The sequence below is a fragment of the Aminobacter sp. P4_D5 genome, assembly GCF_056401815.1.
The window spans coordinates 1-24,924 of sequence record NZ_JBFUIP010000082.1 but is presented as its reverse complement, the minus strand read 5'-3'; the positions used below and the strand labels follow the sequence as shown (position 1 = coordinate 24,924).

Annotated in this window: 25 protein-coding genes; 14 read left to right on the top strand and 11 right to left on the bottom strand. The window is 62.6% G+C overall.

The genetic code is table 11. From position 1 onward, the window contains the following. The coding region (locus AC1DWF_RS18225; protein ID WP_476841903.1) for an imidazolonepropionase-like domain-containing protein at window positions 1-357 on the bottom strand (357 nt) is incomplete at its 3' end. Between the two features lie 118 nt (window positions 358-475). Next, a complete protein-coding gene (locus AC1DWF_RS18220) occupies window positions 476-1,696 on the bottom strand; it encodes a urate hydroxylase PuuD (protein ID WP_476782868.1) in 1,221 nt (406 codons plus the stop codon). 147 nt (window positions 1,697-1,843) lie between these two features. On the opposite strand from AC1DWF_RS18220, the gene AC1DWF_RS18215 reads away from it, so the two are divergent. Then, window positions 1,844-2,764, top strand: coding sequence for a LysR family transcriptional regulator (locus tag AC1DWF_RS18215; RefSeq protein WP_476841902.1), 921 nt, complete (start codon window positions 1,844-1,846; stop codon window positions 2,762-2,764). A 27-nt stretch (window positions 2,765-2,791) separates the two neighbouring features. Here AC1DWF_RS18215 and AC1DWF_RS18210 read toward each other — a convergent pair whose 3' ends face one another. Next, window positions 2,792-3,991: a serine hydrolase domain-containing protein gene (locus AC1DWF_RS18210; protein ID WP_476804330.1), complete on the bottom strand. Its 1,200-nt coding sequence runs from the start codon at window positions 3,989-3,991 to the stop codon at window positions 2,792-2,794. Window positions 3,992-4,162: 171 nt separating this feature from the next. Continuing rightward, window positions 4,163-4,636 carry an SRPBCC family protein gene (locus tag AC1DWF_RS18205; RefSeq protein ID WP_476782865.1) on the bottom strand — a complete coding sequence of 158 codons (474 nt, stop codon included), beginning with the start codon at window positions 4,634-4,636 and terminating at the stop codon, window positions 4,163-4,165. A gap of 114 nt (window positions 4,637-4,750) precedes the next feature. On the opposite strand from AC1DWF_RS18205, the gene AC1DWF_RS18200 reads away from it, so the two are divergent. Then, complete coding sequence (locus tag AC1DWF_RS18200; protein ID WP_476782864.1) at window positions 4,751-5,263, top strand: winged helix-turn-helix transcriptional regulator; 513 nt, start codon at window positions 4,751-4,753, stop codon at window positions 5,261-5,263. Window positions 5,264-5,374: 111 nt separating this feature from the next. Continuing rightward, entirely contained in the window at window positions 5,375-5,863 is a 489-nt protein-coding gene (gene dps, locus AC1DWF_RS18195) for a DNA starvation/stationary phase protection protein Dps (protein ID WP_476782863.1), read from the top strand. Window positions 5,864-5,876: 13 nt separating this feature from the next. Here the strand turns inward: dps and xdhC are convergent, their stop codons facing one another. From xdhC to uraH, 4 genes are read right to left on the bottom strand one after another with little or no spacing between them, the layout of a single operon-like run. Then, on the bottom strand, window positions 5,877-6,818 hold the full coding sequence (gene xdhC / locus AC1DWF_RS18190) for a xanthine dehydrogenase accessory protein XdhC (protein WP_476789025.1): 942 nt from the start codon (window positions 6,816-6,818) through the stop codon (window positions 5,877-5,879). After that, the gene (gene xdhB, locus AC1DWF_RS18185) at window positions 6,815-9,175 is read right to left on the bottom strand and encodes a xanthine dehydrogenase molybdopterin binding subunit (protein ID WP_476789024.1); all 2,361 of its coding nucleotides are present in this window, start codon (window positions 9,173-9,175) and stop codon (window positions 6,815-6,817) included. The genes xdhC and xdhB overlap by 4 nt, the downstream gene beginning before the upstream one ends. A 1-nt stretch (window position 9,176) precedes the next feature. Further along, window positions 9,177-10,658 (bottom strand): xanthine dehydrogenase small subunit, encoded by a 1,482-nt coding sequence (xdhA, locus tag AC1DWF_RS18180; RefSeq protein WP_476789023.1) that lies wholly within the window; start codon window positions 10,656-10,658, stop codon window positions 9,177-9,179. Window positions 10,659-10,661: 3 nt separating this feature from the next. After that, complete coding sequence (uraH, locus tag AC1DWF_RS18175; protein WP_476784704.1) at window positions 10,662-11,027, bottom strand: hydroxyisourate hydrolase; 366 nt, start codon at window positions 11,025-11,027, stop codon at window positions 10,662-10,664. Between the two features lie 181 nt (window positions 11,028-11,208). On the opposite strand from uraH, the gene puuE reads away from it, so the two are divergent. From puuE to AC1DWF_RS18120, 11 genes are all read left to right on the top strand, one after another. Next, window positions 11,209-12,642, top strand: a complete 1,434-nt coding sequence (puuE, locus tag AC1DWF_RS18170) for an allantoinase PuuE (protein ID WP_476841901.1) — start codon at window positions 11,209-11,211, stop codon at window positions 12,640-12,642. A 6-nt stretch (window positions 12,643-12,648) separates the two neighbouring features. Then, a complete protein-coding gene (locus AC1DWF_RS18165) occupies window positions 12,649-13,494 on the top strand; it encodes a bifunctional allantoicase/(S)-ureidoglycine aminohydrolase (RefSeq protein WP_476784706.1) in 846 nt (281 codons plus the stop codon). Window positions 13,495-13,515: 21 nt separating this feature from the next. After that, window positions 13,516-14,016: an ureidoglycolate lyase gene (locus AC1DWF_RS18160; RefSeq protein ID WP_476789032.1), complete on the top strand. Its 501-nt coding sequence runs from the start codon at window positions 13,516-13,518 to the stop codon at window positions 14,014-14,016. Window positions 14,017-14,020: 4 nt separating this feature from the next. Then, window positions 14,021-14,614 carry a nucleoside deaminase gene (locus AC1DWF_RS18155; protein WP_476789022.1) on the top strand — a complete coding sequence of 198 codons (594 nt, stop codon included), beginning with the start codon at window positions 14,021-14,023 and terminating at the stop codon, window positions 14,612-14,614. A 90-nt stretch (window positions 14,615-14,704) separates the two neighbouring features. Then, on the top strand, window positions 14,705-16,711 hold the full coding sequence (locus tag AC1DWF_RS18150) for a CocE/NonD family hydrolase (protein WP_476789021.1): 2,007 nt from the start codon (window positions 14,705-14,707) through the stop codon (window positions 16,709-16,711). A 141-nt stretch (window positions 16,712-16,852) separates the two neighbouring features. Continuing rightward, a complete protein-coding gene (locus tag AC1DWF_RS18145) occupies window positions 16,853-18,436 on the top strand; it encodes an ABC transporter substrate-binding protein (RefSeq protein ID WP_476841900.1) in 1,584 nt (527 codons plus the stop codon). A 16-nt stretch (window positions 18,437-18,452) separates the two neighbouring features. Further along, window positions 18,453-19,412: an ABC transporter permease gene (locus AC1DWF_RS18140; RefSeq protein WP_476789020.1), complete on the top strand. Its 960-nt coding sequence runs from the start codon at window positions 18,453-18,455 to the stop codon at window positions 19,410-19,412. A 10-nt stretch (window positions 19,413-19,422) separates the two neighbouring features. Then, window positions 19,423-20,253, top strand: coding sequence for an ABC transporter permease (locus AC1DWF_RS18135; RefSeq protein ID WP_476789019.1), 831 nt, complete (start codon window positions 19,423-19,425; stop codon window positions 20,251-20,253). Next, window positions 20,246-21,904 (top strand): ABC transporter ATP-binding protein, encoded by a 1,659-nt coding sequence (locus tag AC1DWF_RS18130; RefSeq protein WP_476784359.1) that lies wholly within the window; start codon window positions 20,246-20,248, stop codon window positions 21,902-21,904. Before AC1DWF_RS18135 ends, AC1DWF_RS18130 begins: the two co-directional genes overlap by 8 nt. Window positions 21,905-21,944: 40 nt before the next feature. Continuing rightward, window positions 21,945-22,190, top strand: coding sequence for a type II toxin-antitoxin system ParD family antitoxin (locus AC1DWF_RS18125; RefSeq protein ID WP_476784363.1), 246 nt, complete (start codon window positions 21,945-21,947; stop codon window positions 22,188-22,190). After that, window positions 22,180-22,482 (top strand): type II toxin-antitoxin system RelE/ParE family toxin, encoded by a 303-nt coding sequence (locus AC1DWF_RS18120; protein WP_476784360.1) that lies wholly within the window; start codon window positions 22,180-22,182, stop codon window positions 22,480-22,482. Before AC1DWF_RS18125 ends, AC1DWF_RS18120 begins: the two co-directional genes overlap by 11 nt. Window position 22,483: 1 nt before the next feature. On the opposite strand, the gene AC1DWF_RS18115 is transcribed toward AC1DWF_RS18120, so the two are convergent. The 3 genes from AC1DWF_RS18115 to AC1DWF_RS18105 all read right to left on the bottom strand — a co-directional run. Then, entirely contained in the window at window positions 22,484-23,425 is a 942-nt protein-coding gene (locus AC1DWF_RS18115) for an alpha/beta hydrolase (protein WP_476784361.1), read from the bottom strand. Window positions 23,426-23,441: 16 nt separating this feature from the next. Next, on the bottom strand, window positions 23,442-24,224 hold the full coding sequence (locus tag AC1DWF_RS18110; protein WP_476784362.1) for a carnitinyl-CoA dehydratase: 783 nt from the start codon (window positions 24,222-24,224) through the stop codon (window positions 23,442-23,444). Between the two features lie 9 nt (window positions 24,225-24,233). Next, window positions 24,234-24,924 (bottom strand): acetate--CoA ligase family protein (locus AC1DWF_RS18105; protein WP_476841899.1); only part of this gene is annotated, 691 nt, incomplete at its 5' end.

Sequence of the window (24,924 nt, the reverse complement as noted above, 5' to 3'; positions counted from 1 at the left end):
CAGGCGCGCGATGCGGCGGCCATGCTGGGCGTCGATGAACCGTGTTTCCTCGGGGAAAGTGTACTTGTTCAGCCACTCCAGCAGCTCGGCGCCGTAAGCCGCGATGATCTGCATCTGCGGGATGTGGACATGCGCATCGATGAAGCCAGGCAAGATGAGATGTGGGCGATGATCGACGACCGCAACGCCACTGCCAGCCTGGGCCGCAACCTGGGTATAGGCGCCAACGGCAGCGATCTTGCCGTCGCGCATCAGCACCGCGCCGTCTTCCTCGTAGACATAGGAGGCATGATCGTCGGCGCTGTCGGGCCAGCGCAGGAAGGACAATGTACGGCCGCGAAGAAGTGTTGTGGTCATGATTGAACTCTACAAGCTTTTTCCGACGCAGCGAAATCGCGGTTGGATCACCGCGCGTCAATGGGGACGCGCAGAAGAGGCGCCCAGAACCTTCAATCTGCGTGTCGTATTCCGCTCGCTACTTGCGAGCCTGTTCGTACCAGGAAACCAGCAATGCGCGCTCTTCCGGCGTGATCTGGGTGACGTTGCCGGGCGGCATGGCATGGCTGCGGCCAGCCTGGAGATAGATCTCGCGGGCATGCTGGGCAATCGCGTTGTCGGTCTCCAGCATCACGCCCTTGGGCGCGTGGTAGATGCCTTCATAGGACGGCTCGTTGGCGTGGCACATGGCGCAGCGGCCAAGTACCGTGTCGCGTACCTTCGGGAACTGGGCCGAGGCGACGAAGGGCGCTGTCGTGACCGAGGCATTCTTGTCCTCGCCGGTCAGCACCTTCGGCACCGTCGACAGCCACATGATGACGATGAACAGCAAGCCGGCGACGAACCAGGTCCAGTGCGGGTTGCCCGCGCGCTTGTGGATCGTGTTGAAGTAGTGGCGGATCAGCACGCCGATGATGAAGATCAGCGCGGCGATGACCCAGTTGAACTCTGTGCCGAATGCCAGAGGATAGTGGTTCGACAGCATCAGGAACACGACGGGCAGCGTCAGGTAATTATTGTGGGTCGAACGCGTCTTGGCGATCTTGCCGTATTTCGGGTCCGGCTTGCGGCCGGCAATCAGGTCGGCGACGACGATCTTCTGGTTGGGAATGATGGTGATGAAGACGTTGGCCGACATGATGGTCGCGGTGAACGCGCCGAGATGCAGGAAGGCGGCGCGCCCAGTGAACAGCTGCGTGTAGCCCCAGCTCATGAACACCACGATGGCATAGAGGATGATCATCAACAGCGTGTCGTGGTCGCCGAGCTTCGACTTGCAAAGCTGGTCGTAGATCACCCAGCCAAGACCGATCGAAGCGAGCGAGATGCCGATGGCGACCGGTGCCGAGACGTCGAGCACGTTGCGGTCGATCAAAAAAAGTTCGGCGCCGCCATAGTAGACGAGGCAGAGCAGCGCGAAGCCCGACAGCCAGGTGGCGTAGGATTCCCATTTGAACCAGGTCAGATGCTCCGGCATCTGGGCCGGCGCCACCAGGTATTTCTGGATGTGGTAGAAGCCGCCGCCGTGGACCTGCCACTCCTCGCCATGGGCGCCGACAGGCAGGCCGGCATGCTTCCTCAGTCCAAGGTCCAGCGCGATGAAGTAGAAGGACGAGCCGATCCAGGCCATGGCGGTGATGACATGCAGCCACCGCACGGCGAAGCTCGCCCATTCCATAAAAAACGCCAAGTCGTACATCCGCCGTCCCTTTTCCGCACCAGCAGCGATCTTACGATGCCCCATGCATTGGGGAAGTGAAAGGATTCGCGATGACTTTCAAAAAAATCTGGAAAATACTACCGTATCGCGGCACGGCATAAGCCGGCTAGGGAACCCTCGGCACGCATGGCTTATCTCGACAACATCGCCGTCTTCGTTCGCGTCGTGGAACTCGGCAATCTTTCTGCCGCGGGTCGCGATATGCGCATTTCCCCGGCAGTCGCTTCCAACCGCATCAAGGAGTTGGAAAAGCACTTGGGCGTGCGGCTGTTCAACCGTACCACTCGGCAGCTGATGGCGACCGAGCATGGCAACGTGTTTTATTCCGRCGCCAAGCAGGTGTTGGAAGCCATCACCGAGGCGGAAGCTGCGGTTTCAGCGCTTTCCGGCCAGCCGCGCGGCACCATCCGCGTCACTGCCCCACTCGGGCTTGGCCGTAGGCTCGTCGCCTCCGGCATCCCCGAATTCCACGACAAATACCCCGATATCGAGGTCAGGCTCAGGCTTTCGGACCACAATGTCGATATCCTCAAGGAAGGCATCGACGTCGCCTTCAGGCTCGGCCTGATCGAGGATTCGAGCCTCAGGATGCGCGGCATCCTGGAGTGCGAGCGTGTGCTCGTTGCGGCACCCAAATATCTCGAAAAGCGCGGCGAACCGGAAAGTCCCAGCGATCTGATCGGCAAGAAGCACGATTGCCTGATGCTGCGATATCCCGGCTCGCGAGAATATTTCTGGACGCTGGAGACCCCCGCAGGGCCGACAAAATTCGAGGTCCACGGACCGTTTGATTCGGACGACGGCGACGTGCTGACCGGCTGGGCGCTGAGCGGGCGCGGTATCATCAACAAGCCGCGCTTCGAGGTCGAGCCCTTCATCCGCGACCAGCGGCTGAAGATCATCCTGGCGCAGACACCGCCGACCCCGGTGCAGTTTGCCGCCGTCTATCCTCACAAGAAGCTGCAGGACCCGAAGGTCCGGCTGCTGCTCGACTTCATGGCGGAGCGCTGCCACAAGCTGATCAAGGACATTCTGGCCGGCAAGTGAGGCCGGCGAGGAAGTGAGGCTTGCGCCTCACCCCTCTATGGCCTGGTAGGCGGAGGTCCAGAAGTCGACGAAGTGCTTCGGCGCTTGGGGTGAATCCATCATGCGCTGGGTCAGAAGCACACCTGCAAGTCCCTCGGTGGGATCAGCGTAAGCAGACGTTCCGTAGCCGCCATCCCAGCCGAAACGACCCGGCGTGAGCCACAGATCGTCGCGCCGGATGGCGACCGCCATGCCGAGCCCCCAACTGGTGCTGTCGTTGAAGAACATCTTCGCACCAGCCTTCTGCTCCGGTGTCAGGTGATCCATGGTCATCAGCTCGACCGAGGCGCGCGACAGGATACGCTCGTTGCCGAGCTTGCCCTTGCCGAGCATCATCCGCTGGAAGGCGAGGTAGTCGTCGGCGGTCGAGACCAGCCCGCCCGCGCCTGATTCGAAGGTCGCGGGCTTGGCAAACAAGCCGCCCTTGGCTTCATCGTGCACGCCGAGCTTGCCGGTCTGGAAGTCCCTGGAATAGGCGGTGGCAAGCCGGTCGACCTTGTCGGCCGGCACGGAAAACCCGGTATCCTTCATGCCGAGCGGCCCGAAGATGCGCTCCTGCATGAACACCGACAGCGGCTGACCGGCGGCACGCGAGATCAGCACGCCGGCAACGTCGAGACTGGTGTGGTAGAGCCAACCTTCGCCGGGCTGGTGGATGAGCGGCAGGCTGCCGATGCGCTTCATGTAATCGTCGGGCGAGCCGCTGAAGGTATCGGCGCTGGGGGCCACATCAGCTTCTTCCATGGCGTGCTGAACGGGATAGCGGATCGGGTAGACCATGATGGCGCCGAGCCCGAAGCGCAGGGTGAGCAGATCGCGCAGCGTGATCGGGCGGCTGGCGGGCACTGTGTCGGTGAGCGAACCGTCGATCGCTTTCAGCACTTTGCGGTTCGCCAGTTCCGGCAGCCATTTGTCGACAGGATCGTCGAGCCTGAGGCGGCTTTCTTCGACCAGAACCATCGCGGCGGTTGCGGTGACCGGCTTGGTCAGCGACGCAATGCGGAAGATGCTGTCGCGCCGCATCGGCGCTGCACCGTCGAGCGCAAGCTTGCCCGCCGCCTCGACATGGGTTTCGCCATTGCGGCTGACCGCCCAGACGAGCCCCGGCACATCGCCACGGTCGACATGGCCGGCCATGACCTTGCGCATCCGCTCGAGCCGGTCAGGTGCGAAATTTCCCGTGCTCATCGCCGTGCTCCCTATCGTTGAAGTGCTGGTCGAAATCTCCGGTGCCTGAGCGCCGACGCTTTTCGGCGCCAACAGGGCTGCCGACAGTGCCGCGCCTTTCATCATACTGCGCCGGTCCAATCCTGCAGACATGGGCATAATGGCCTCCCAGAATGGTCATTTCGTCGTCGGCTACGCTACGGTCGGGACCTTCTCGACTTCGGCAGCCAGGGTTTCGAGCAGTTCCCTGCAGCCGGTCTCACGGTCAGCGGAGCCGTCCTGCCCGTCGAGGAACGAATCCTGCTCGGTATAGAATAGCCTTGTGCCGCTGCCTTCAGGCTTGAACTCGATGGTAGCGAGCGAAGCGGAAAAACGCGCGCCGGCAAGTGCCATGACATAGGCGATGACGATGCGTTGGTCGGTGACGATGTCGAGATAGGTCGTGTCGTTGGAAATCTCGGGGCCGCCCTGGAAGCGGAACCGGCTGCGTTCAAAGCCGCCAACGCGAAAATCAACTGAAAATTCGTCGACCTGCCAGCCTTCGCCCTCGGCGAACCAGCGGCGTTTGCGCTCGGCATTGGAAAAGGCGGCGAAAACTTCCGCCGGCGATGCGGCGTAAAGTCGGTCGATGCTGAAACTGGTGTGAACTGCTGCCATTGCGGTCATTTCTCACTCCATCGGAAAGGCTGCGAACCATATTGCAACTGGTTGCGTAAACTAACCAGTTGTACATTATGCAAACTGATTTTATATTGCAACTGGTTTTTTGGAGACATTTGCATGAACCAGACTCACCGGTCGGGCTGTCCGATCAACCTCACCCTTGAGGTCGTCGGCGACAAATGGAGCCTGATCGTCCTGCGCGACATGATGTTCGGCAACCGCCGCCATTTCCGCGAATTGCTGACCCAGTCCCAGGAGGGCATCGCCTCCAACATCCTCGCCGACCGGCTGAAGCGCCTGCTTGACGATGGGTTGATCACCAAGGCGGACGACCCCAGCCACAAGCAAAAGGCGATTTACAGCCTGACCGAGATGGCGATCGAACTATTGCCGGTGTTCGCGCAGATCGGCGCCTGGGGCCGCAAATGGCTGCCTGTCAGCGAAGAACTCAGCATCCGCGCCGAGTTGCTGGAAAAGGGCGGGCCCGAAATGTGGGACCGCTTCATGGAAGAGCTGCGCGCGGAGCATCTGGCCGCGCCCCTGCCCGCCAAAGCCGGGCGCATTCCGGTTCGCGCCGAGCTGCAGGCAGCCTATCTGGCGGTCGTGGCGCGCAATGCAGCCACTGGATGACACCTTGACGCAGCCGGCAGATCGGAACGGATAATGTCGTCTGGCTGTTGTAGCCTGCATGCGCCGCCGGTTCTTGATGGGCGGCGCGAACATCCGATCAAGGAGTAGCCGATGACATCTCACCCGACGCGCAACGATCTCAAGTCCAACGCCAAGAAGGTTTCGATCGAACTCCTCAACGCACGCCTCGCTGATGCGATCGACCTGGCACTGCTCACCAAGCAGGCACACTGGAACGTCAAGGGTCCGCAGTTCATCGCCATCCATGAGATGCTGGACGGGTTCCGCGCCGAGCTCGACACCCATGTCGACACCATAGCCGAGCGCGCCGTGCAACTTGGCGGCACGGCGCTTGGCACCACCCAGGTGGTGGCGGACGCAAGTAAGGTGAAGGCCTATCCGACCGACATCTTCAAGACCAGGGACCACATTGAAGCGCTGATCGACCGCTATGCCGAAGTGGCAAAGACAGTACGTCAGGCGATCGATGAGGCCGGCGAAGCAGGCGACGCCGACACCGCAGACATCTTCACCGCCTATTCCAGGGCGCTCGACAAGTCGCTCTGGTTCCTTGAGGCGCACATCCAGGAAAACGCCTAAGCGCTGAACTGCATCAGGCCGCGCTGGACACCAGCGCGGTCATGATCTCGGCAGCGGCAAGTGCCGCAATCACGGCGGGACGCTTGTCTTTCACGGCGTCGCCGCCGATCGGGCAGACGAGCCGGGCATAGCCACCCTCGCTGCCGCCTGCGGTCTTCAGGAACCAGCTCCTGAACGTCGCCTTCTTGGTCTTCGAACCGATCATGCCGACATAAGCCGCGTCTTCGCGCTTCAAGGCTTCGCCGACGATCAGGAAATCGAGCGCGTGGTCATGAGTCAGCACGACAAAGGCTGCACCCTCAGGCGCCTCGCGCACCATCTCCTCAGGCATTGGCGTGAGCCGCGTGACGACGGTGTCGGGCATGCCTTCGAGCGCGTCGGCGCGGGTTTCCACGACCACGACATTGATCGGCAAAAACGAAAAGGCCGAAGCCAGCGCATGGCCGACATGGCCGCCGCCAAAGACATAGACATGCGGCCGTGCAGCGTCCGAGACCTCGGCTGTGGCAAGCAGGTCGGCGCGCATTGCTTCGTCGACGTTTCTGATGGCGATCTCGACACGCCCGCCGCAGCACTGGCCGATCTCGGGGCCGAGCGGGATATCGAGAGTAATGTTCTGGTCGGCGCCGTCGAGTAGCCCCTCATCCCCCTGCCGGGACCTTCTCCCCGTAAACGGGGAGAAGGGGGCTGGCGCCAACGTCGATGCCCCCCTCTCCCCGTCGTCCACGGGGAGAGGGTAAGGGTGGGGGGCAGCACTGAGCATCGCCCGAGCCGCGTCGATCGCCATGAATTCCAGCTGGCCGCCGCCAATAGTGCCGAAGATGCGCTGCGGCGACACCAGCATCCACGCGCCCTTTTCGCGTGGCGTCGAGCCTTTGGCCTCGGCCACCTCGACCAGCGCCACCGAAGGCGCCGCGCCGAGAAATGCCCTGAGGCTCTTGGCCGTCGCGCTCACTTTTTTGGGGCCGCCTCGGCCCTGAGCCGCTCGATCGCCATCAGCACGCGCTCGGGTGTTGCCGGCGCATCGAGACGCGGACAGATCTTGTGATCGGCAACGCTCGCCACCGCGTCCGACAGCGCATGAAGCACCGACATGCCATGCGGCAGAGGCGGCTCGCCCACGGCCTTCGAGCGATGGATCGTCGGCTCGTAGGCTTCGGACCAGTCGGTCAGCGCCACATTGAAGATCTTCGGCCGGTCGGACGCCAGCGGGATCTTGTAAGTCGACGGCGCATGCGTGCGCAGCCGCCCTTTGCCGTCCCACCACAGCTCTTCCGTCGTCAGCCAACCCATTCCCTGGATGAAGCCGCCCTCGACCTGGCCGATGTCGATGGCCCGGTTCAGCGAACGCCCGGTGTCGTGCAGGATGTCGGCACGCTCGACCACATATTCGCCGGTCAGCGTGTCGACCGACACCTCCGAGCAGGCTGCGCCATAGGCAAAATAGTAGAAAGCATGGCCACGACCCTTACTGCGGTCCCAGTGGATCTTAGGCGTCTTGTAGAAACCGGCAGCCGAAAGCTGGATGCGGTTGAGATAGGCCTGCTTGACGAGATCGTTGAAGCTGACCTCCTGGTTGCCGATGCGCACCCGGTTGGGCAAGAACACCACCTGGTCGGTCGGCACCTGATACTTCTCGGCGGCGAAGTCGGTCAGCCGCTTGCGGATCTGCCGCGCTGCGTCCTGTGCCGCCATGCCGTTGAGGTCGGCACCCGAAGAAGCCGCCGTCGGTGCCGTGTTAGGAACCTTGGCGGTGGTCGTAGCCGTGATCTTGACCCGATCGAGGTCGATCTGGAATTCCTCGGCCACCACCTGCGCCACCTTGAGATGCAGGCCCTGCCCCATCTCGGTGCCGCCATGGTTCATGTGCACCGAACCGTCGGCATAGACATGGACCAGCGCGCCGGCCTGGTTGGACTCGGTCTTGGTGAACGAGATGCCGAATTTCACCGGCGTCAGCGCCATGCCGCGCTTGATGAAGCGGCTGTTGGCGTTGAAGGCCGCGATCTCGCGCCGGCGCCCGGCATAGTCGGCGCTTTCCTCGAGCTCAGCCACGATGCGGTGGATGATGTTGTCTTCGACCTTCTGGTGATAGGGCGTGAGGTTGCGTTCACCCGGCGCGCCCATCGGGTCGTAGAAATTCAGCTTGCGGATTTCGAGCGAGTCCTTGCCAACGGCAAAGGCAACCTCGTCGATGACGCGCTCGGCACCGACCATGCCCTGCGGGCCGCCGAAGCCACGGAACGCCGTGTTGGACACGGTGTTGGTGTAGAGCGGCGCCGACTTGGCGTGAACGTTCGGGTAGAAATAGGTGTTGTCGCAGTGAAATAGCGCACGGTCGCCGACCGGCCCGGAAAGGTCGGCGGAAAAACCGGCATTCAGCGCGAACATGTAGTCGACGCCAAGGATGTTGCCCTCGTCGTCGAAGCCGACCTCGTAGTCGATGGCGAAATCATGCCGCTTGCCGGTGGCGGTCATGTCCTCGTCGCGGTCGAGCCTGATCTTGACGGCGCGCTTGTGCTTCTTGGCCGCGATGGCGGCGATGGCCGCGCATTGGTTGGCCTGAGTTTCCTTACCGCCAAAACCGCCCCCCATGCGGCGCACTTCGACTGTCACGGCATGGCTCGGAACGCCGAGCACGTGGGCGACCAGATGCTGGGTTTCGCTAGGGCCTTGCGTTGAGCAATAGACCGTTACCTCGTCGTCTTCACCGGGCACCGCCAGCGAAATCTGGCCTTCGAGATAGAAATGGTCCTGGCCGCCGAGCTTCATGCGCCCCTTCACTCGACGGGGTGCCGCAGCGATGGCAGCTGCAGCGTCGCCACGCGTCAACGTCAGCGGGCTCGCAACCTGCTTGTCCTTCTCAGTATCGAGATCCCAGATACTGATGATCGCGGGCAGTTCTTCATATTCGATCTTGGCGAGCCGCGCCGCGCGGCGAGCCTGCTCGCGCGTTTCGGCAATGACAGCGAAGATCGGCTGGCCATGGAACTGCACCTTGCCCTGGGCAAAGACCGGGTCGTCATGCATGCCGCTTGGCGAGACATCGTTCTCACCGGGTACATCGGCATAGGTCAGAACGTCGACCACGCCGGGCGCGGACCGCACGGCCGAAAGTTCGACGTTCTTCAGCGTGCCATGCGCGACATTCGACAGGCCAAGGCCGATGTGCAGCGTGCCCGCCGGCTCGGGCATGTCGTCGATGTAGACGGCGGTACCGGCGACATGCTTGTGCGCGGAATCGTGGCGCTGGTCGGTGGCGACACCGCCAGTGATTTTCGCGGCCTTGAGGTTTGGAGTGTGCTCGGTCATCTCACGCAGCCTCGTATCTCGATACTTGCAGCGGCGCCTTGGTGCCGGTCGTTTCCATGTAGAAGCGCAGCAGCAGGTTCCTTGCCGCCAGCGCACGATATTCGGCGGTGGCACGCATGTCGGTCAGCGGCGTGAAGGCTTCGGCATATTTCGCCATCGCGGCCTCGACCGTCACTTCGGTCCACGGCCTGCCGACAAGCGCCGCCTCGACCGCCGAAGCGCGCTTTGGTGTCGCGGCCATGCCACCATAAGCGATGCGCAGCTCAGCCACAGTTCCGTCCTTGGCAAGCTTCAGCCAGAACGCGCCGAGCGTGGCGGTGATATCCTCGTCACGGCGCTTGGTCACCTTGTAGACGGCGAACTTTTCGCCCTTTTCCGGCACCGGCACATGCACGGCCTCGACGAACTCGCCGGCCGCACGGTCCTGCTTGCCATAGGCGATGAAGAAATCCTGCAGCGAAATGGTCCGCCGCGTCTTGCCCTTGCGCAGCGTCAGCGTCGCGCCAAGCGCGATCAGCGGCGGCGGCGTGTCGCCGATCGGCGAGCCGTTGGCGATATTGCCGCCGATGGTGCCCATGTTACGCACCTGCTCGCCGCCGAGGCGGTCGAACAGCGGCCCAAGTGCCGGGATGCGCTTCGACAGCATGGCGAAGGCTTCGGTGTAGGTGACGCCGGCGCCGATCGTAATGACGCCCTTGTCCTCCGACATGCCATGCAGGCCATCGATATTGGCGATGAACACGGCCGGCGCGATCTCGCGCATATGCTTGGTGACCCACAGGCCGACGTCGGTCGAGCCAGCGACGATGGTCGCACCCGGCTCCTTGTCCAGTACGGCGGCGAGGTCGTCGACATCGGCCGGCACGACAAGACGCGACTTGCCTTCGCCGATCTCGACGCGGGTGCCGTCCTTGAGGGCCTCAAGGCGTGTGGTGATCGCCTTGCGTTCGGCCAAAAGCGGGTCCTTGGCGACCTTGCCGTAGTCGGAAATGGCACGTGCGGCGCGCATGATCGCTTCGTAGCCGGTGCAGCGGCACAAATTGCCCTGCAGCGCCTTTTCGATTTCGGCGTCCGACGGCTCCGGTGATTTCATCCACAGGCCGTAAAGCGACATGACGAAGCCCGGCGTGCAGAAGCCGCATTGCGAGCCGTGGAAGTCGACCATTGCCTGCTGCACCGGATGCAGATTGCCGTTTTCGCCGCGCAGGTGCTCGACCGTCACGACATGGCAGCCGTCGAGCGAGCCCATGAAGCGGATGCAGGCATTGACGCTCTCGTAGACGAGCTTGCCGCCGGAGAGCCGGCCGACCAGCACCGTGCAGGCGCCGCAGTCGCCTTCAGCGCAGCCTTCCTTGGTGCCGCGCAGCGTGCGTTTCAGTCGGAGATAGTCGAGCAGTGTCTCGGAGGGCGCAATATTGCCCAGCGCCACATCCTCGCCATTGAGGATGAAGCGGATCTCGTTGCGTGTCTTGACCGTCGCCATGGCTCAGCTCCCCCTATAGGTGGAATAGCCGAAGGGCGAGATCAACAGCGGCACGTGATAATGGGTGCGCTCGGCCATGCCAAAGCGGATCGGCACGATGTCGAGGAAGGCCGGCTTGGGCAGATCGGTGCCAAGCCCGCGCAGATAATCGCCGGCCGCGAAGACCAGTTCATATTCACCGGTCAGGAATTCATCGCCGATCAGTAGCGGCGCGTCGCAACGTCCGTCGGCATTGGTGGCGACTTTCTTGAGCAGGGTCCGCGCATCGCCTTCGATTCGAAACAGCGAAATCGACAGCCCCTCGGCAGGCTTTCCGGTGGCAGTATCAAGGACATGAGTGGTAAGGCGTCCGCCTTCGGCCTTTGTCATTCGCTCTCCCTATTGGCGATACGCGCCATCACAGTAGATTTTGCGCCATTTAAGGCCATTGCATAAGGTGTGGTCGAGCAGAGCACTACAAAAAGACTTTCAAATTTTTTCGAGGGAATGTCTGCCGCTCCTTTCGCTATTCTGCTCAAGTGCCCGGCAAGAGACCGAATTTCGAGGGACCATGCGTTACGTAAGAGATATGCGCGGCTACGGCGCCAATCCACCCCACCCGCAGTGGCCAGGCAATGCGAATGTCTGCGTGCAGTTCGTGGTCAACTACGAAGAGGGCGGCGAAAACAACATTCTCCACGGCGACGCCGCCTCCGAGGCGTTCTTGTCCGAAGTCATGGGCGCTGCTCCCTGGCCAGGCAAGCGCCACTGGAACATGGAATCGATCTACGAATATGGCGCCCGCGCCGGCTTCTGGCGGCTGCATCGCATGTTCACCGAGGCCAAGGTCCCTGTTACCGTTTATGGCGTGGCAACCGCCCTTGCACGTTCCCCCGATCATGTCGCGGCGATGCAGGACGCCGATTGGGAAATCGCTTCGCACGGCCTGCGCTGGATCGACTACCGCGACCACGACGAAGCCGTCGAGCGCGCCGATCTCCTCGAAGCGATTCGCCTGCACACTGAAGTCGTCGGCGAACGGCCCAAGGGCCTCTATCTCGGCCGCACTTCGGTCTATTCGGTTCGCCTCGCCGCTGCCGAAGGCGGCTTCGAGTGGATTTCCGATACCTATGACGACGAGCTGCCCTACTGGCTCGACCATGACGGCCACGGCAACGCGATCGCACCGCAGCTTGTCATCCCCTACACGCTCGACGCCAACGACATGCGTTTTGCCACAGCCCAAGGGTTCAATTCGGGCGACCAGTTCTACGCCTATCTCAAGGACAGCTTCGACACGCTCTATCGCGAGGGTGCCGCCGGCCGGCCGCGCATGATGAGCATCGGCCTGCACTGCCGCCTCGTCGGCCGTCCGGGCCGCGCCGAAGCACTGCGCCGTTTCATCCAATATGTGCAGGACCACGACAGGGTCTGGCTGGCCMGCCGCCAGGACATCGCCGCGCACTGGCAGGAGCATCATCCCTACCAGCCGCAGGCGCTGCGCCCCTCGCGCATGGCGCGCGACGAATTCGTCCAGCGCTTCGGCTCAATCTTCGAGCATTCGCCTTGGATCGCCGAACGCGCTTTCGAACTGGAGCTCGGACCGGCCCATGACAGTGCTGGCGGCCTGCACAACGCGCTGTGCCGCCCTTTCCGCTCGGCAAGCGAAGCTGAGCGCCTCAGCGTTTTGACCGCCCACCCCGACCTTGCCGGCAAACTGGCCCAGGCCAAGCGCCTGACGGAAGAATCGACCAAAGAGCAGGCGTCCGCCGGCCTCGACGCGCTGACCGACGCCGAGCGCGCCCGTTTCACCGAACTCAACACCGCCTATGTCGAGAAGTTCGGCTTCCCCTTCATCATCGCGGTGCGCGATAACGACAAGGCAAGCATATTGAAGGCGTTCGAGACCCGCATCGCCAACAACCGCGACCAGGAATTCCCCACTGCCTGCAAGCAGGTGGAACGCATCGCCTGGTATCGACTTCACGACCTCCTTCCAAGCTAAGAGAACATGGCAAACCGCTCCTACTACGCTCCGAAAGGCGGCTTGCCGCCTCAGACCGACCTGATCACCGACCGCGCCGTCTTCACCGAAGCCTATGCGGTGATCCCCAAGCGCGAGTTCTCGGACATCGTCACCAGCTTCCTGCCGCATTGGGACGGCACGCGGCTGTGGGTCATCGCACGTCCCCTGTCGGGATTTGCCGAGACCTTCTCGCAATACATCATGGAAGTTCAGCCCGGCGGCGGCAGCGAGCGGCCGGAACCGGATGTTGGTGCTGAGGGTGTGTTCTTCGTCGTCGAAGGCGAAGTGACCGTAACGATATCAGGCAAGAGCCATGTGCTGACGCCGGGCGGCTACGCCTACCTGCCGCCGGCGAGCGGCTGGACGATGCGCAATGCCGGCACCGAGACCGCGCGCTTCCACTGGATCCGCAAGGCTTATGAATATGTCGACGGCCTCGATGCGCCCGATCCGTTGTTCCTGAATGACAATGAAATCGAGCCGAACGCCATGCCGGACACGGACGGCAGGTGGGCGACCACCCGCTTTGTCGACCCCAACGACCTGCGCCACGACATGCATGTCACGGTGGTGACCTTCGAACCGGGCGGCATCATCCCCTTCCCGGAAACCCACGTCATGGAGCATGGTCTCTATGTCTTGGAAGGCAAGGCAGTGTACCGGCTGAACAACGACTGGGTCGAGGTCGAAGCCGGTGACTTCATGTGGCTACGCGCCTTCTGCCCGCAGGCCTGCTATGCCGGTGGCCCCGGCAAGTTCCGCTACCTGCTCTACAAGGACGTCAACCGCCACATGCAACTCGGCGCCTTCAACGCCACGCGCCGCCGCTGAGGGTCCGCCATGTCGGGTGAAATGAAGCGGATCGTGGCCAAGCCGCTGACGCGGGAGAACTTCGCCGAATTCGGCGAGGTGATCGACACCAACTGCGACAGCCACTACCCGATCAATTCAGGCAAATGCGAGCGCTATCACGCGCTCGCTCGCGCCGAGGCGTCAGGGCCGGATGGCCATGTCATCATCAACATCTTCAAGGGCACGCCCTATCCATTCCCGCTGAAGCTCTCCATGGTCGAGCGTCATCCGTTCGGCAGCCAGGCCTTCATTCCGCTTACGCCACGGCCCTATCTGGTTGTCGTTTGTCACGACATCGGCGACGGCCCGGGCGAGCCGCATGCCTTCATCACCTCGCCCGGACAGGGCGTGAATTACCCGCGCAATCTGTGGCACGGGGTGCTGACGCCGATCGGCGAGAACCAGGATTTCGTCGTTGTCGACCGCGGCGGCGCAGGCTCCAATCTCGAGGAGTTCCACTTCTCGCATCCTTACGAAATCGTCCTGCCCGAAGGGTTTTGACATCATGGCCGAGCTTTCCCTGATCGAGCGCCTGTTCGACGTCATCGAAGACGACATCGTACCCAAGACGGCGCAAGGCGTGGCCAAGGGCAACAAGCTGTTTGGCGCTGCACTGCTCAACAAGAGCGACCGCTCGCTGGTGCTGGCCGAGACCAACAACGAGATCGAAAACCCGCTCTGGCATGGCGAGATGCACTGCCTGAAGCGCTTCTACGAAATGCCTAGGGACAACCGGCCCGAGACCAAGGACTGCATCTTCTTGTCGACGCATGAGCCTTGCTCGCTGTGCCTGTCGGCCATCACCTGGGCCGGCTTCGACAATTTCTACTATCTCTTCAGCCACGAGGATTCGCGCGACAGCTTTGCCATCCCGCATGATTTGAAGATCCTCAAAGAGGTCTTCACGCTGGAGCCGGGCGGCTACAACGCTGAAAATGCCTATTGGAAGAGCTATTCGCTGCGCAAGCTCGTACGCGAACTTCCCGAGCCCGACCGCAAGCGGCTGGAGGATCGCATCGCAAAAATCTCGGCGCGCTATGACGAGATGTCAGGCGCCTATCAGGCCGGCAAAATCGACAACGACATTCCGCTGAATTGACGCGAACTGGCCAGTGAATTCCGTTCGCTGGCCCACGTGTTGCTCTTGCTTCGGCCAGCCTGCGCCCTACTGATGGCGCAGGAGCCAAGCATGAAAACCATCACCGAATTCCCGCGCGACATCGTCGAGTTTCCCGACATGGGCATCGTTATGCCCGATGGCTGCCGCCTGTCGGCGCGGGTGTGGATGCCCGCTGATGCCGACCAGGACCCGGTGCCGGTCATCATCGAGCATCTGCCCTACCGCAAGCGCGACGGCACCACGGCGCGCGACAACCTCACCCACCCTTATTTCGCCGGCCACGGCTATGCCTGCATTCGTGTCGACATGCGCGGCAATGGTGATTCCGAAGGGCTGATGGAGGACGAATATTCCGAGCAGGAGTGGCAGGACGCCTGCAACGTGATCGCCTGGGCAGCGGCCCAGCCCTGGTGCAACGGCAACGCCGGCATGATGGGTATTTCCTGGGGCGGCTTCAACGGCCTGCAGGTGGCGGCCAAGCAGCCGCCGGCACTGAAGGCGGTCATCACCTTGTGCTCGACCGACGACCGCTACGCCGACGACATCCACTACAAGGGCGGCCTTCTGCTCAACGAGAACATGGGCTGGGGCGCGACCATGCTGTCTTATTCGTCGCGGCCGCCAGACCCGGCCCTGGTTGGCGACAAATGGCGCGACATGTGGCTCGACCGACTCGAAAATGAGCCGTTCCTGCCTGCGCTCTGGCTCAAGCACCAGACCCGCGACGCCTATTGGAAACGCGGCTCGGTCTGCGAAGATTTTCCGGCGATCAAGGCTGCCGTGCTGGCAGTCGGCGGCTGGGGCGACGCCTACAAGAATACGGTGTCGCGGCTGGTCGAGGGCGTACAGGCGCCGGTCAAGGGCATCGTTGGGCCGTGGGTCCACAAATACCCGCATTTCGCCGTACCCAAGCCAGCCATCGGCTTCCTGCAGGAAGCCCTGCGCTGGTGGGACCGCTGGCTGAAAGGCATCGAAAACGGCGTCGAAAGCGACCCGGCAATGCGGCTCTACGTCATGGATTCCGAACCCCCGCGCGACTGGTATCTCGAACGCCAGGGTCGCTGGATCGCCGAGCAGCAATGGCCTTCCGCCAACATTGCCAGCAAGCGCCTCACGTTCGGCACGAACGGCCGATTGGCCGAAGCCGCTGGTCTCGGAAAACCCGTCGAGATCAACTCACCGCAGGATTGCGGCATGGCGGGGGGCGAATATTGCGCCATCTGGCTCGGGCCTGAATTGCCAGGCGACCAGCGCGTCGACGACGCCAAATCGGCCTGCTTCGACAGCACCCCGCTCGACGCCCCGCTTGATATCGTCGGCGGCCCGGTCATCAGACTCAAGCTTTCGGCAAACCGCCGGCATGGCATGGTGGCGGTGCGCCTGTGCGACGTTCAGCCGGGCGGTGCGTCGACCCGCATCACCTATGGTGTGCTCAACCTCTGCCATCGCAACGGTCATGAATTCCCCGAGGACCTTGTCCCCGGCGAGACGATGGAGATTGTCTTCAATCTCGACGACATCGCTTACCGTGTGGCACCCGGCAACAAACTGCGGGTGGCCGTGTCGTCAACCTATTGGCCGCTGGTCTGGCCGTCGCCGGAAGAGGTGACGCTCACGCTGCATGAAGGCGCCGTCGACCTGCCGGTACGTCCGTCGAGCAGCGCCGACGAATGGAGCTTCGCCGAGCCGGAAGGGGCGACGCCCTGGCAGGTCGAAACACTGCGCGAAAGTTCGAACAACCGCACGGTCGAGCGCGACGACGCGAAAGACACAGTCAGCCTGCGCATCGTCGACGACTTCGGCGAAATCCGTGACATGGACCACGGCCTGGTCATCGGCGAAATCGCCCGCGAGCTCTGGACCATCGACTCGAAAAGCCCGCTTTCGGCCCATGGCGAAACCCACTGGACGCAGACTTTGTCCAGAAACGACTGGGCGATCAGGACCGAAGCATTCACCGCCATGCGCTCGGATGGGCAAAATTTCCACCTCACCGGCCGGATCGAAGCCTATGAAGGCGAGAAACTGATTTTCCAGCGCGATTTCGACGAAATCATTCCGCGCAACCACATCTGATGCCGCGGGCCGTTGGCCCAGATACGACATGCCGATTGCGCCACATCATGTCGCATTCGGCCTTGCCGATGCCCTTACGTTACGGTCAATATTGCTGACAGAAGTCGAACAATAACGACCGCCAGAGTGAGGAGCCTTCCGTTGTCCAATGAACTGGAATTCCTGAGCCGTATCGTTGCTGCCGGCAAGTTGAGCCGCCGCGATTTCCTCGGCCGCGCTGCAGCCTTGGGTGTCGCGGCAACCTTTGCAAACTCCTTGCTGGCGAGTGCCGCCAAGGCCGAAGGCCCCGTCAAAGGCGGCATTCTGCGCGCCGGCATGCAAGGTGGCGCTGCCACCGACAGCCTCGACCCGGCATCATGGTCGAGCCAGGTCCCCTATTTCTTCGGCCGCCAGTGGGCCGAGCAGTTGGTGCAGATTTCACCTGAGGGCGAGCCGAAACCGGCCCTGGCGGAAGAATGGGGCGCATCCGACGACGCCAAGGTCTGGACCTTCAAGATCCGCAAGGGCGTGCAGTTCCACAATGGCAAGGAAATGACCCCGGCCGACGTCGTGGCGACCATGGAACGCCATTCCGACGAAAAGGCGAAATCCGGTGCGCTTGGCCTGATGGGCGGCATTGCCTCGGTCAAGGCCGACGGCCAGAACGTCGTCTTCACCCTGAAGGATGCCAACGCCGACCTGCCCTTCCTGCTCGACGACTATCACCTGATGATCCAGCCCGATGGCGGCAAGGACAAGCCGGACGCGGGCATCGGCACGGGCCCTTACAAGATCACCGTCAACGAAGCCGGCGTGCGGCTCGGCGGCGAGAAGTTCGCCAATTATTGGCGCGATGATCGCGGCTTCGCCGACCAGATCGAAATCATCGTCGTCAATGACGCGACCGCGCGCACGTCAGCGCTGCAGGGCGGACAGGTCGATATCATCAATCGCGTCGAGCCCAAGATCGTCGAGCTGATCAAGCGCGTGCCCGGCGTCGTCATCCGCAACGTCGCCGGCCGTGGCCATTACGTCTTCATCGCCCACACCAACACCACCCCCTTCGACAACAACGACCTCAGGCTCGCGCTGAAATACGCGCTCGACCGCGAGGAGATGTTGCAGAAGATCCTGATGGGCTACGGCTCGGTCGGCAACGACACGCCGATCAACAAGGCCTATCCGCTTTTCACCGAAATGGAGCAGCGCAAATACGATCCCGACAAGGCAGCGTTCCACTACAAGAAGTCAGGGCATTCCGGGTCGGTGCTGCTGCGCACCTCGGACGTTGCCTTCCCTGGTGCTGTTGACGCCGCTCAGCTTTACCAGCAGAGCGCCGCCAAGGCTGGCATCACGCTCGAGGTCAAGCGCGAGCCCGGCGACGGCTACTGGTCGGAAGTGTGGAACAAGCAGCCCTTCTCGGCCTCCTATTGGGGCGGGCGGCCGACGCAGGACCAGATGTATTCGACCGCCTATTATTCCAAGGCCGAGTGGAACGACACCCGCTTCTTCCGCGAAGATTTCGACAAGATGCTGTTTGCGGCGCGCTCCGAGCTGGACAATGACAAGCGCAAGAAGATCTACGCCGACATGGGCCAGATCGTGCGCGACGAGGGCGGCGTCATCACGCCGATGTTCAACGACTTCATCGACGCCRCCAGCGCCAAGGTCGGCGGCTGGGTCCCCGACGGCAACCAGGAGATGATGGGCGGCTACGCGCTGTCCAAGTGCTGGCTCAACGCGTGACAACGGTGTTGTCCGCATGTCCAACCCAATCCTGAAACTGATAGCCCAGCGCATTGCGCTGGGACTGCTCCTGCTTCTGGCCGTATCGGTCCTGATTTTCGCCGGCACGCAAATCCTGCCCGGCGACGTCGCCCAATCCATTCTCGGCCAGTCGGCAACGCCGCAGGCCCTCGCCAATCTGCGCCAGGAACTTGGCCTCAACGACCCGGCCTATATCAGGTACTTCAGATGGCTCGGCGGCGTTTTGACCGGCGATCTCGGCACCGCTCTGTCGAGCCGGCAGGATATCGCGCACGCCATCGGCGGACGGCTCTGGAACACGCTGTTCCTCGCCTTCTGGGCCGCGGTCGTTTCCATTCCGCTGGCCATCATCTTGGGCCTGCTTGCCGTGCGTTATCGCAATGGCTGGATCGACAAGACCATATCCGGCCTTGCACTTGCCTCGACTTCGCTGCCCGAATTCTTCGTCGGCTATCTGCTCGTCTATTTCTTCGCAGTGAAGTGGCAGATCTTTCCCGGCATCTCCACCGTCTATGACGGCATGCCGTTTCTCGAACGCATGAAGGCGATCGCCCTGCCGGCAACGGCACTGACGCTTGTCGTGCTCGCCCACATGATGCGCATGACGCGCGCGGCGATCCTCAACGTCATGCAGTCGGCCTATATCGAGACAGCAGAGCTCAAGGGTCTTTCGCCCTTCAACATCATCCGCAAGCATGCCTTCCCCAATGCGATCGCCCCGATCATCAACGTGGTGATGCTCAACCTCGCTTTCCTCATCGTTGGCGTCGTCGTCATCGAAGTGATCTTTGTCTATCCCGGCATGGGGCAATATCTTGTCGACCATGTCGCCAAGCGCGATGTGCCGGTGGTGCAGGCGGTGGGGCTGATCTTCGCTGCGGTCTATATCGGCCTCAACATCATCGCCGACATCGCCGCCATCATCGCCAATCCGCGCCTCAGGCATCCGAAATGAGGGGCGCGTCATGCTTGATCTGAAACGCATTCCCATCACCGCCTGGATCGGCCTGATCCTGACGACGCTTTTCCTGATCGCGGCGATCTTCGCGCCGTTGATTGCACCTTACGGCCTCGGCGAAATCGTCGGCGATGTCTGGGCGCCGATGTCGAGCAAGTTCCTGCTCGGCACCGACAATCTCGGCCGCGATCTACTGTCGCGCATGATCTACGGCGCACGCACGACGATCTTCATCGCCGTGCTGGCGACAGCCTTGTCCTTCTCGCTCGGCGCGATCCTCGGCTTCACCGCCGCCGTCGTCGGCGGCTGGTTCGACGCAGGCATGTCGCGCTTCGTCGACCTGCTGATGGCGATCCCGACGCTGATCTTCGCGCTCGTCGTTTTGTCAGTGCTGCCATCGACGCTGGTAACGCTGATCCTGGTCATGGGCATCCTCGACTCGACCCGCGTCTACCGACTGTCGCGCGCCGTTGCCGTCGACATCAACGTCATGGACTTCGTCGAGGCGGCCAAGCTGCGCGGCGAAGGCAAGGGCTGGATCATCTTCCGCGAGATCCTGCCCAACGCGCTGTCGCCGCTGGTGTCCGAACTCGGCCTGCGCTTCATCTATGCGGTGCTGTTTTTGTCTGCGCTTTCTTTCCTTGGGCTCGGCGTGCAGCCGCCGGATGCCGATTGGGGCGGCATGGTCAAGGAAAACAAGGACGGCATCGTCTTCGGCATTCCGGCAGCCCTGATCCCGGCGGCGGCGATTTCCATTCTCGCCATCTCCGTCAACCTCGTCGCCGACTGGGTGCTCAACCGCACCACCGATCTCAAGGGAGGGCGCGGCAATGGCTAAGTCACCTGCGAACGGGTCCGAGACCTTGCTCGACATCCGCAACCTCAGGATCGAGGCCAAGGTCTATCCGCCAGGCGAAGCCCCGCGCACCATCACGCTGGTTCACGATGTCTCGCTGTCGCTTAAGAAGGGCCAGGTGCTTGGCCTGATTGGCGAATCTGGTGCCGGCAAATCGACCATCGGCCTGTCGGCCATGGCCTATGGCCGTGGTGGGGTGAAGATCACAGGCGGCGAGATCATTCTCAACGGCCGCGACATCCGCAAGGGCAGCACGCAAGGCATCCGCGCGCTTCGTGGGCGCGAGGTCTGCTACGTCGCGCAGTCGGCGGCCGCCGCCTTCAACCCCGCGCATCGGCTGATGGACCAGGTGGTGGAAGCATCGATCCTGCACGGCGTGGCGACCAGAGCCGAAGCGGAGAAGCGCGCGGTGGCCCTGTTCAAGAAGCTCAGCCTTCCCGACCCCGAAAACATCGGCAAGCGTTTTCCCCATCAGGTCTCGGGTGGTCAACTCCAGCGCGCCATGACGGCCATGGCGCTGTGCTCAGAGCCCGATTTGATCGTCTTCGACGAGCCGACGACAGCGCTCGACGTGACCACCCAGATCGATGTGCTGGCAGCGATCAAGGACGCCATCCGCGACACCGGCGTCGCCGCCCTCTACATCAGCCACGACCTCGCCGTGGTTGCCCAGGTCTCCGACGAGATCATGGTGCTGAGGCACGGCAAGCTGGTCGAATGGGGCGGAACGCGCCAGATCATCAAGGAGCCGCGCCAAGAATACACCAGTGCGCTGGTTTCGGTGCATGAGATCGAGCACGAGGAAAAGCAGCCCGGTGCTATCCCGTTCTTGTCGGTGAGGAACATCACGGCCGCCTATGGCGGCGGCAAGATCAAGGTGTTGAAGAACGCCTCGGTCGACATCCTGCCCGGCCAGACGCTGGCCGTTGTCGGCGAATCCGGCTCCGGCAAATCGACGCTGGCACGCGCCATCACCGGCCTTTTGCCGCCCGAGCAAGGCAGCATCACCTTTGCCGGCCGCACGCTCGCCAATCGCCTCGCCGATCGCACCAAGGACGACCTGCGCGAGCTGCAGATGATCTACCAGATGGCGGACGTCGCGATGAACCCGCGCCAGACGGTGGGCACCATCATCGGCCGGCCGCTGGAGTTTTATTTCGGCATGAGGGGCTCCGAGCGCGACAAACGTGTCGCCGAACTGCTCGACAAGATCGAGATGGGGCGCGGTTTTGCCGACCGCTATCCAGCCGAGCTTTCAGGCGGGCAAAAGCAGCGCGTCTGTATTGCCCGTGCGCTCGCCGCCAAGCCCAGGCTGATCATCTGCGATGAGGTGACGAGCGCGCTCGACCCGCTGGTCGCCAACGGTATCCTCAAGCTTTTGCTCGACCTGCAGGCGGAGGAAGGCGTCGCTTATCTCTTCATCACCCATGATCTGGCAACGGTGAAGTCGATCGCCGATTCCATCGCGGTGATGTATCGCGGCGAGGTGGTGCGCTACGGGCCGAAATCCGAGGTGCTGAAGCCGCCTTTCGATGCCTATACGGACCTGCTTTTGTCGTCGGTGCCGGAAATGGAAATCGGCTGGCTGGAAAAGGCGATCAAGGGCCGGCGCATGGAAAGTGCTGGGAACTGAGCTTATGGGCAATAATACCAATTTTTGGTATTATTGCCCCATGAACAAAAACACGTCCATTTCCCTCGGCCACCACTTCTCGGATTTCGTCGAGAGACAGGTTGAAGATGGCCGCTACAGCTCGGCCAGCGAGGTGGTACGCGCTGGGCTCCGGCTATTGGAAGAGCACGAATTGCAGGTGGCACAGCTGCGCGCGGCCATCATCGAAGGCGAGGAAAGCGGCCCGTCCGCGCCGCTGAACATCGAGAAATTCTTGGGCCGGATGCGTGCCGGCCATGGCCGCTAAGCGGCTGATCTTTTCTCCGGCAGCCGAAACGGATCTCGAGCTGATCTGGCGCTACACCGCTGAAACGTGGAGCGCAGATCAAGCCGACCAGTATGTCCTGCAGATACATGGCTCATGCACCGAGCTCGCCGCAGGCCGTCGCAAGGGTCGCTCACTCGCGGACATCAGGTCCGGCTATCACAAGCTGAGCATCGGCTCGCATTTCATCGTCTATCGTGCCATGGGCGAAACCATCGACGTGGTCCGCATTCCTCATCAGCGCATGGACATCGGCGCACGCCTGTCGAAGTAGCTCACCACACCCATTCCCCTCGCCCCAGCACCCCCACCGCATCCACGATCCTGGCGAAGCTTTCGCGGGCACGGCCGACCGTGTGGCGGGCGCGGAGATAGCCATGCACCAGCCCCGGCTCCTCGCACCAGAACGCCTGACCTTCAGCCGCGACGACACGCTCGCCATAGGCCTCGCCGTCCGACGACAGCGGGTCGCATTCGGCGGTGACGATCAACGTCGGCGGCAGATTGGCGAAGTCGCCGTCGGCGAGCGGCGACATGGTGATGTCGCCGGTGCGGTCTTCGCCGCCGGTGCGGACGTCCTGGTAGAAATGAAGGTCGCGCACCGTCAGCATCGGCGCTTCGGCATGCTTGACATAGGAGCCGCGCGACTGGTCGCCGCCGAGGCCGGGATAGATCAGCACCTGGCCAATGGGCTTTCGTACATGGCCGCGCGTGGCGTGGCTGACAGCGGAGGCCAGATTGCCGCCGGCACTATCGCCGGCAAGCACGATGGGCAGGTCGTAGACGGCTGTCGCCCATTCGAAGGCCTTCAGGACATCGTCGAAGGCTGCTGGATGGCGGTGCTCCGGGGCCAACCGATAGTCGACCGAAACCACTTCAAAGCCCGTCCTACCGCACAACTCGGCACAGACATCGTCATGACTGTCGAGCCCGCCGAGGATGAACCCTCCGCCATGGAAATAGACCACGACGGCCGCCGGCTTCCTGCCGGCCAACCGATAGACGCGGATGGGAATGTCGTGCGTCGACGTGGCGACGCTCGTCGTCTCGGCCGCAACCCCTTCTGGGTAGCCAGCGAAAAACTCGCGGCACATGCGATCGTAGATCTCGCGCTGCTGGGCGATGGTGTAATCGATCGTGTCGGGCGGATAATATGAATTGGTCCGCTCGATGAACGCCCAAGTCTCGGCGTCGATGAGTTTGGCGTAGTCGGTCATGGGAGCAAACCTTACCTCACTTCCCCTTCCATACCGGGTCGCGCTTCTCGGCAAACGCGCGAAAGCCCTCAAGGTTGTCATCCGAGGCATAAAGTTCGTCGACCGTGCGGAACTGGCGCTTGGTGATGCGATTCATCGTCTCCTGGAAGCCCATGACTTCGGCAGCGCGCGCCACTTCCTTGATCGCGGCAAACACCAGCGGCGGACCGCCGGCAAGCAGGCGCGCGACCTCCCAGACACGATCCTCGAGCTTGTCGGCCGGCAGCACCTCGTTGACCAGCCCCCAGCTATGCGCCTCGGCGACATCCATCCAGCGGCCAGTAAGCAAAAGGTCCATGGCGACATGGTAAGGAATGCGCTTGGGCAGCTTGATGGTTGCAGCATCCGCCAGCGTTCCGGCCTTGATCTCGGGCAAAGCGAAGCTCGAATGATCGGAGGCGTAGATCAGGTCGCAGGACAGCGCCAGTTCGAAGCCGCCGCCGACAGCCATGCCGTTGACGCAGGCGATCACCGGCTTGTTGAGGTCGCGCAGTTCCTGCAGGCCGGCAAAACCGCCGACGCCATAATCGCCGTCGACCGCATCGCCATTTGCGGCGGCCTTGAGGTCCCAGCCGGCCGAGAAGAATTTGTCCCCGGCCGTTTTTACGATGGCGACGCGCAACGCGGGATCGTCGCGAAACGCCTTGAAGGCCTCGCCCATTTCCCGCGAGGTCTTGAGGTCGATGGCGTTGGCCTTCGGCCGGTCGAGCGTGACTTCGAGGATAACGCCCTCGCGGCGGGTTTTGACGACGTCGGACATTTTTCCCTCCTACGAAGCTTCACGAGTAACAAGCAAGGCATCGGCGATCCACGCGCCTTGCCCTTGCCCGCAAACGATCAGCGGATTGATGTCGAGTTCCTCGATCACCTCGGCATGGGTCGAAACGAAGCCGGCGATGCCCACTATCGCCTCGATTGCCGCGTCGAGGTCGGCCTTGGGCCTGCTGCGATAACCGTCGAGCAGCGGAAACATTTTCAGGCCGCGCAGGGCTGCGTCGATCTCGGAACGCGGCGCCGGCAAGAGCAGCGTCGCGCTGTCCTTCAGCAACTCGACCAGCACGCCGCCGGTGCCAATCGTCATGACCGGCCCGAACAGAGGATCGCTGACGACACCGACAATCAACTCGCCAATGCCGCCTGTGACCATCTTCTCTACATAGAGGCCGTGACCGAACGGCAGCAGTTCCGCGACGGCCGATCCCACGTCCTCGGCATTCTTCAGGTTGAGCCGCACCGCGCCCAGCTCGCTCTTGTGGGCAACGCCGAGCGCCTTGAGTGCGACAGGGTGGCCGAGCATGTCGGCGGCCTCGATCGCTTCTGCAACAGTCGCCGTGCGACGTCCGGCTGGCACCGCGAGACCCGCCTCACGCAGCAGGGATTTGGCGGCGGCTTCGTCGAGGGTTTTGCGAGAAACACCCCCCTCTGGCCTGCCGGCCATCTCCCCCTCAAGGGGGGAGATC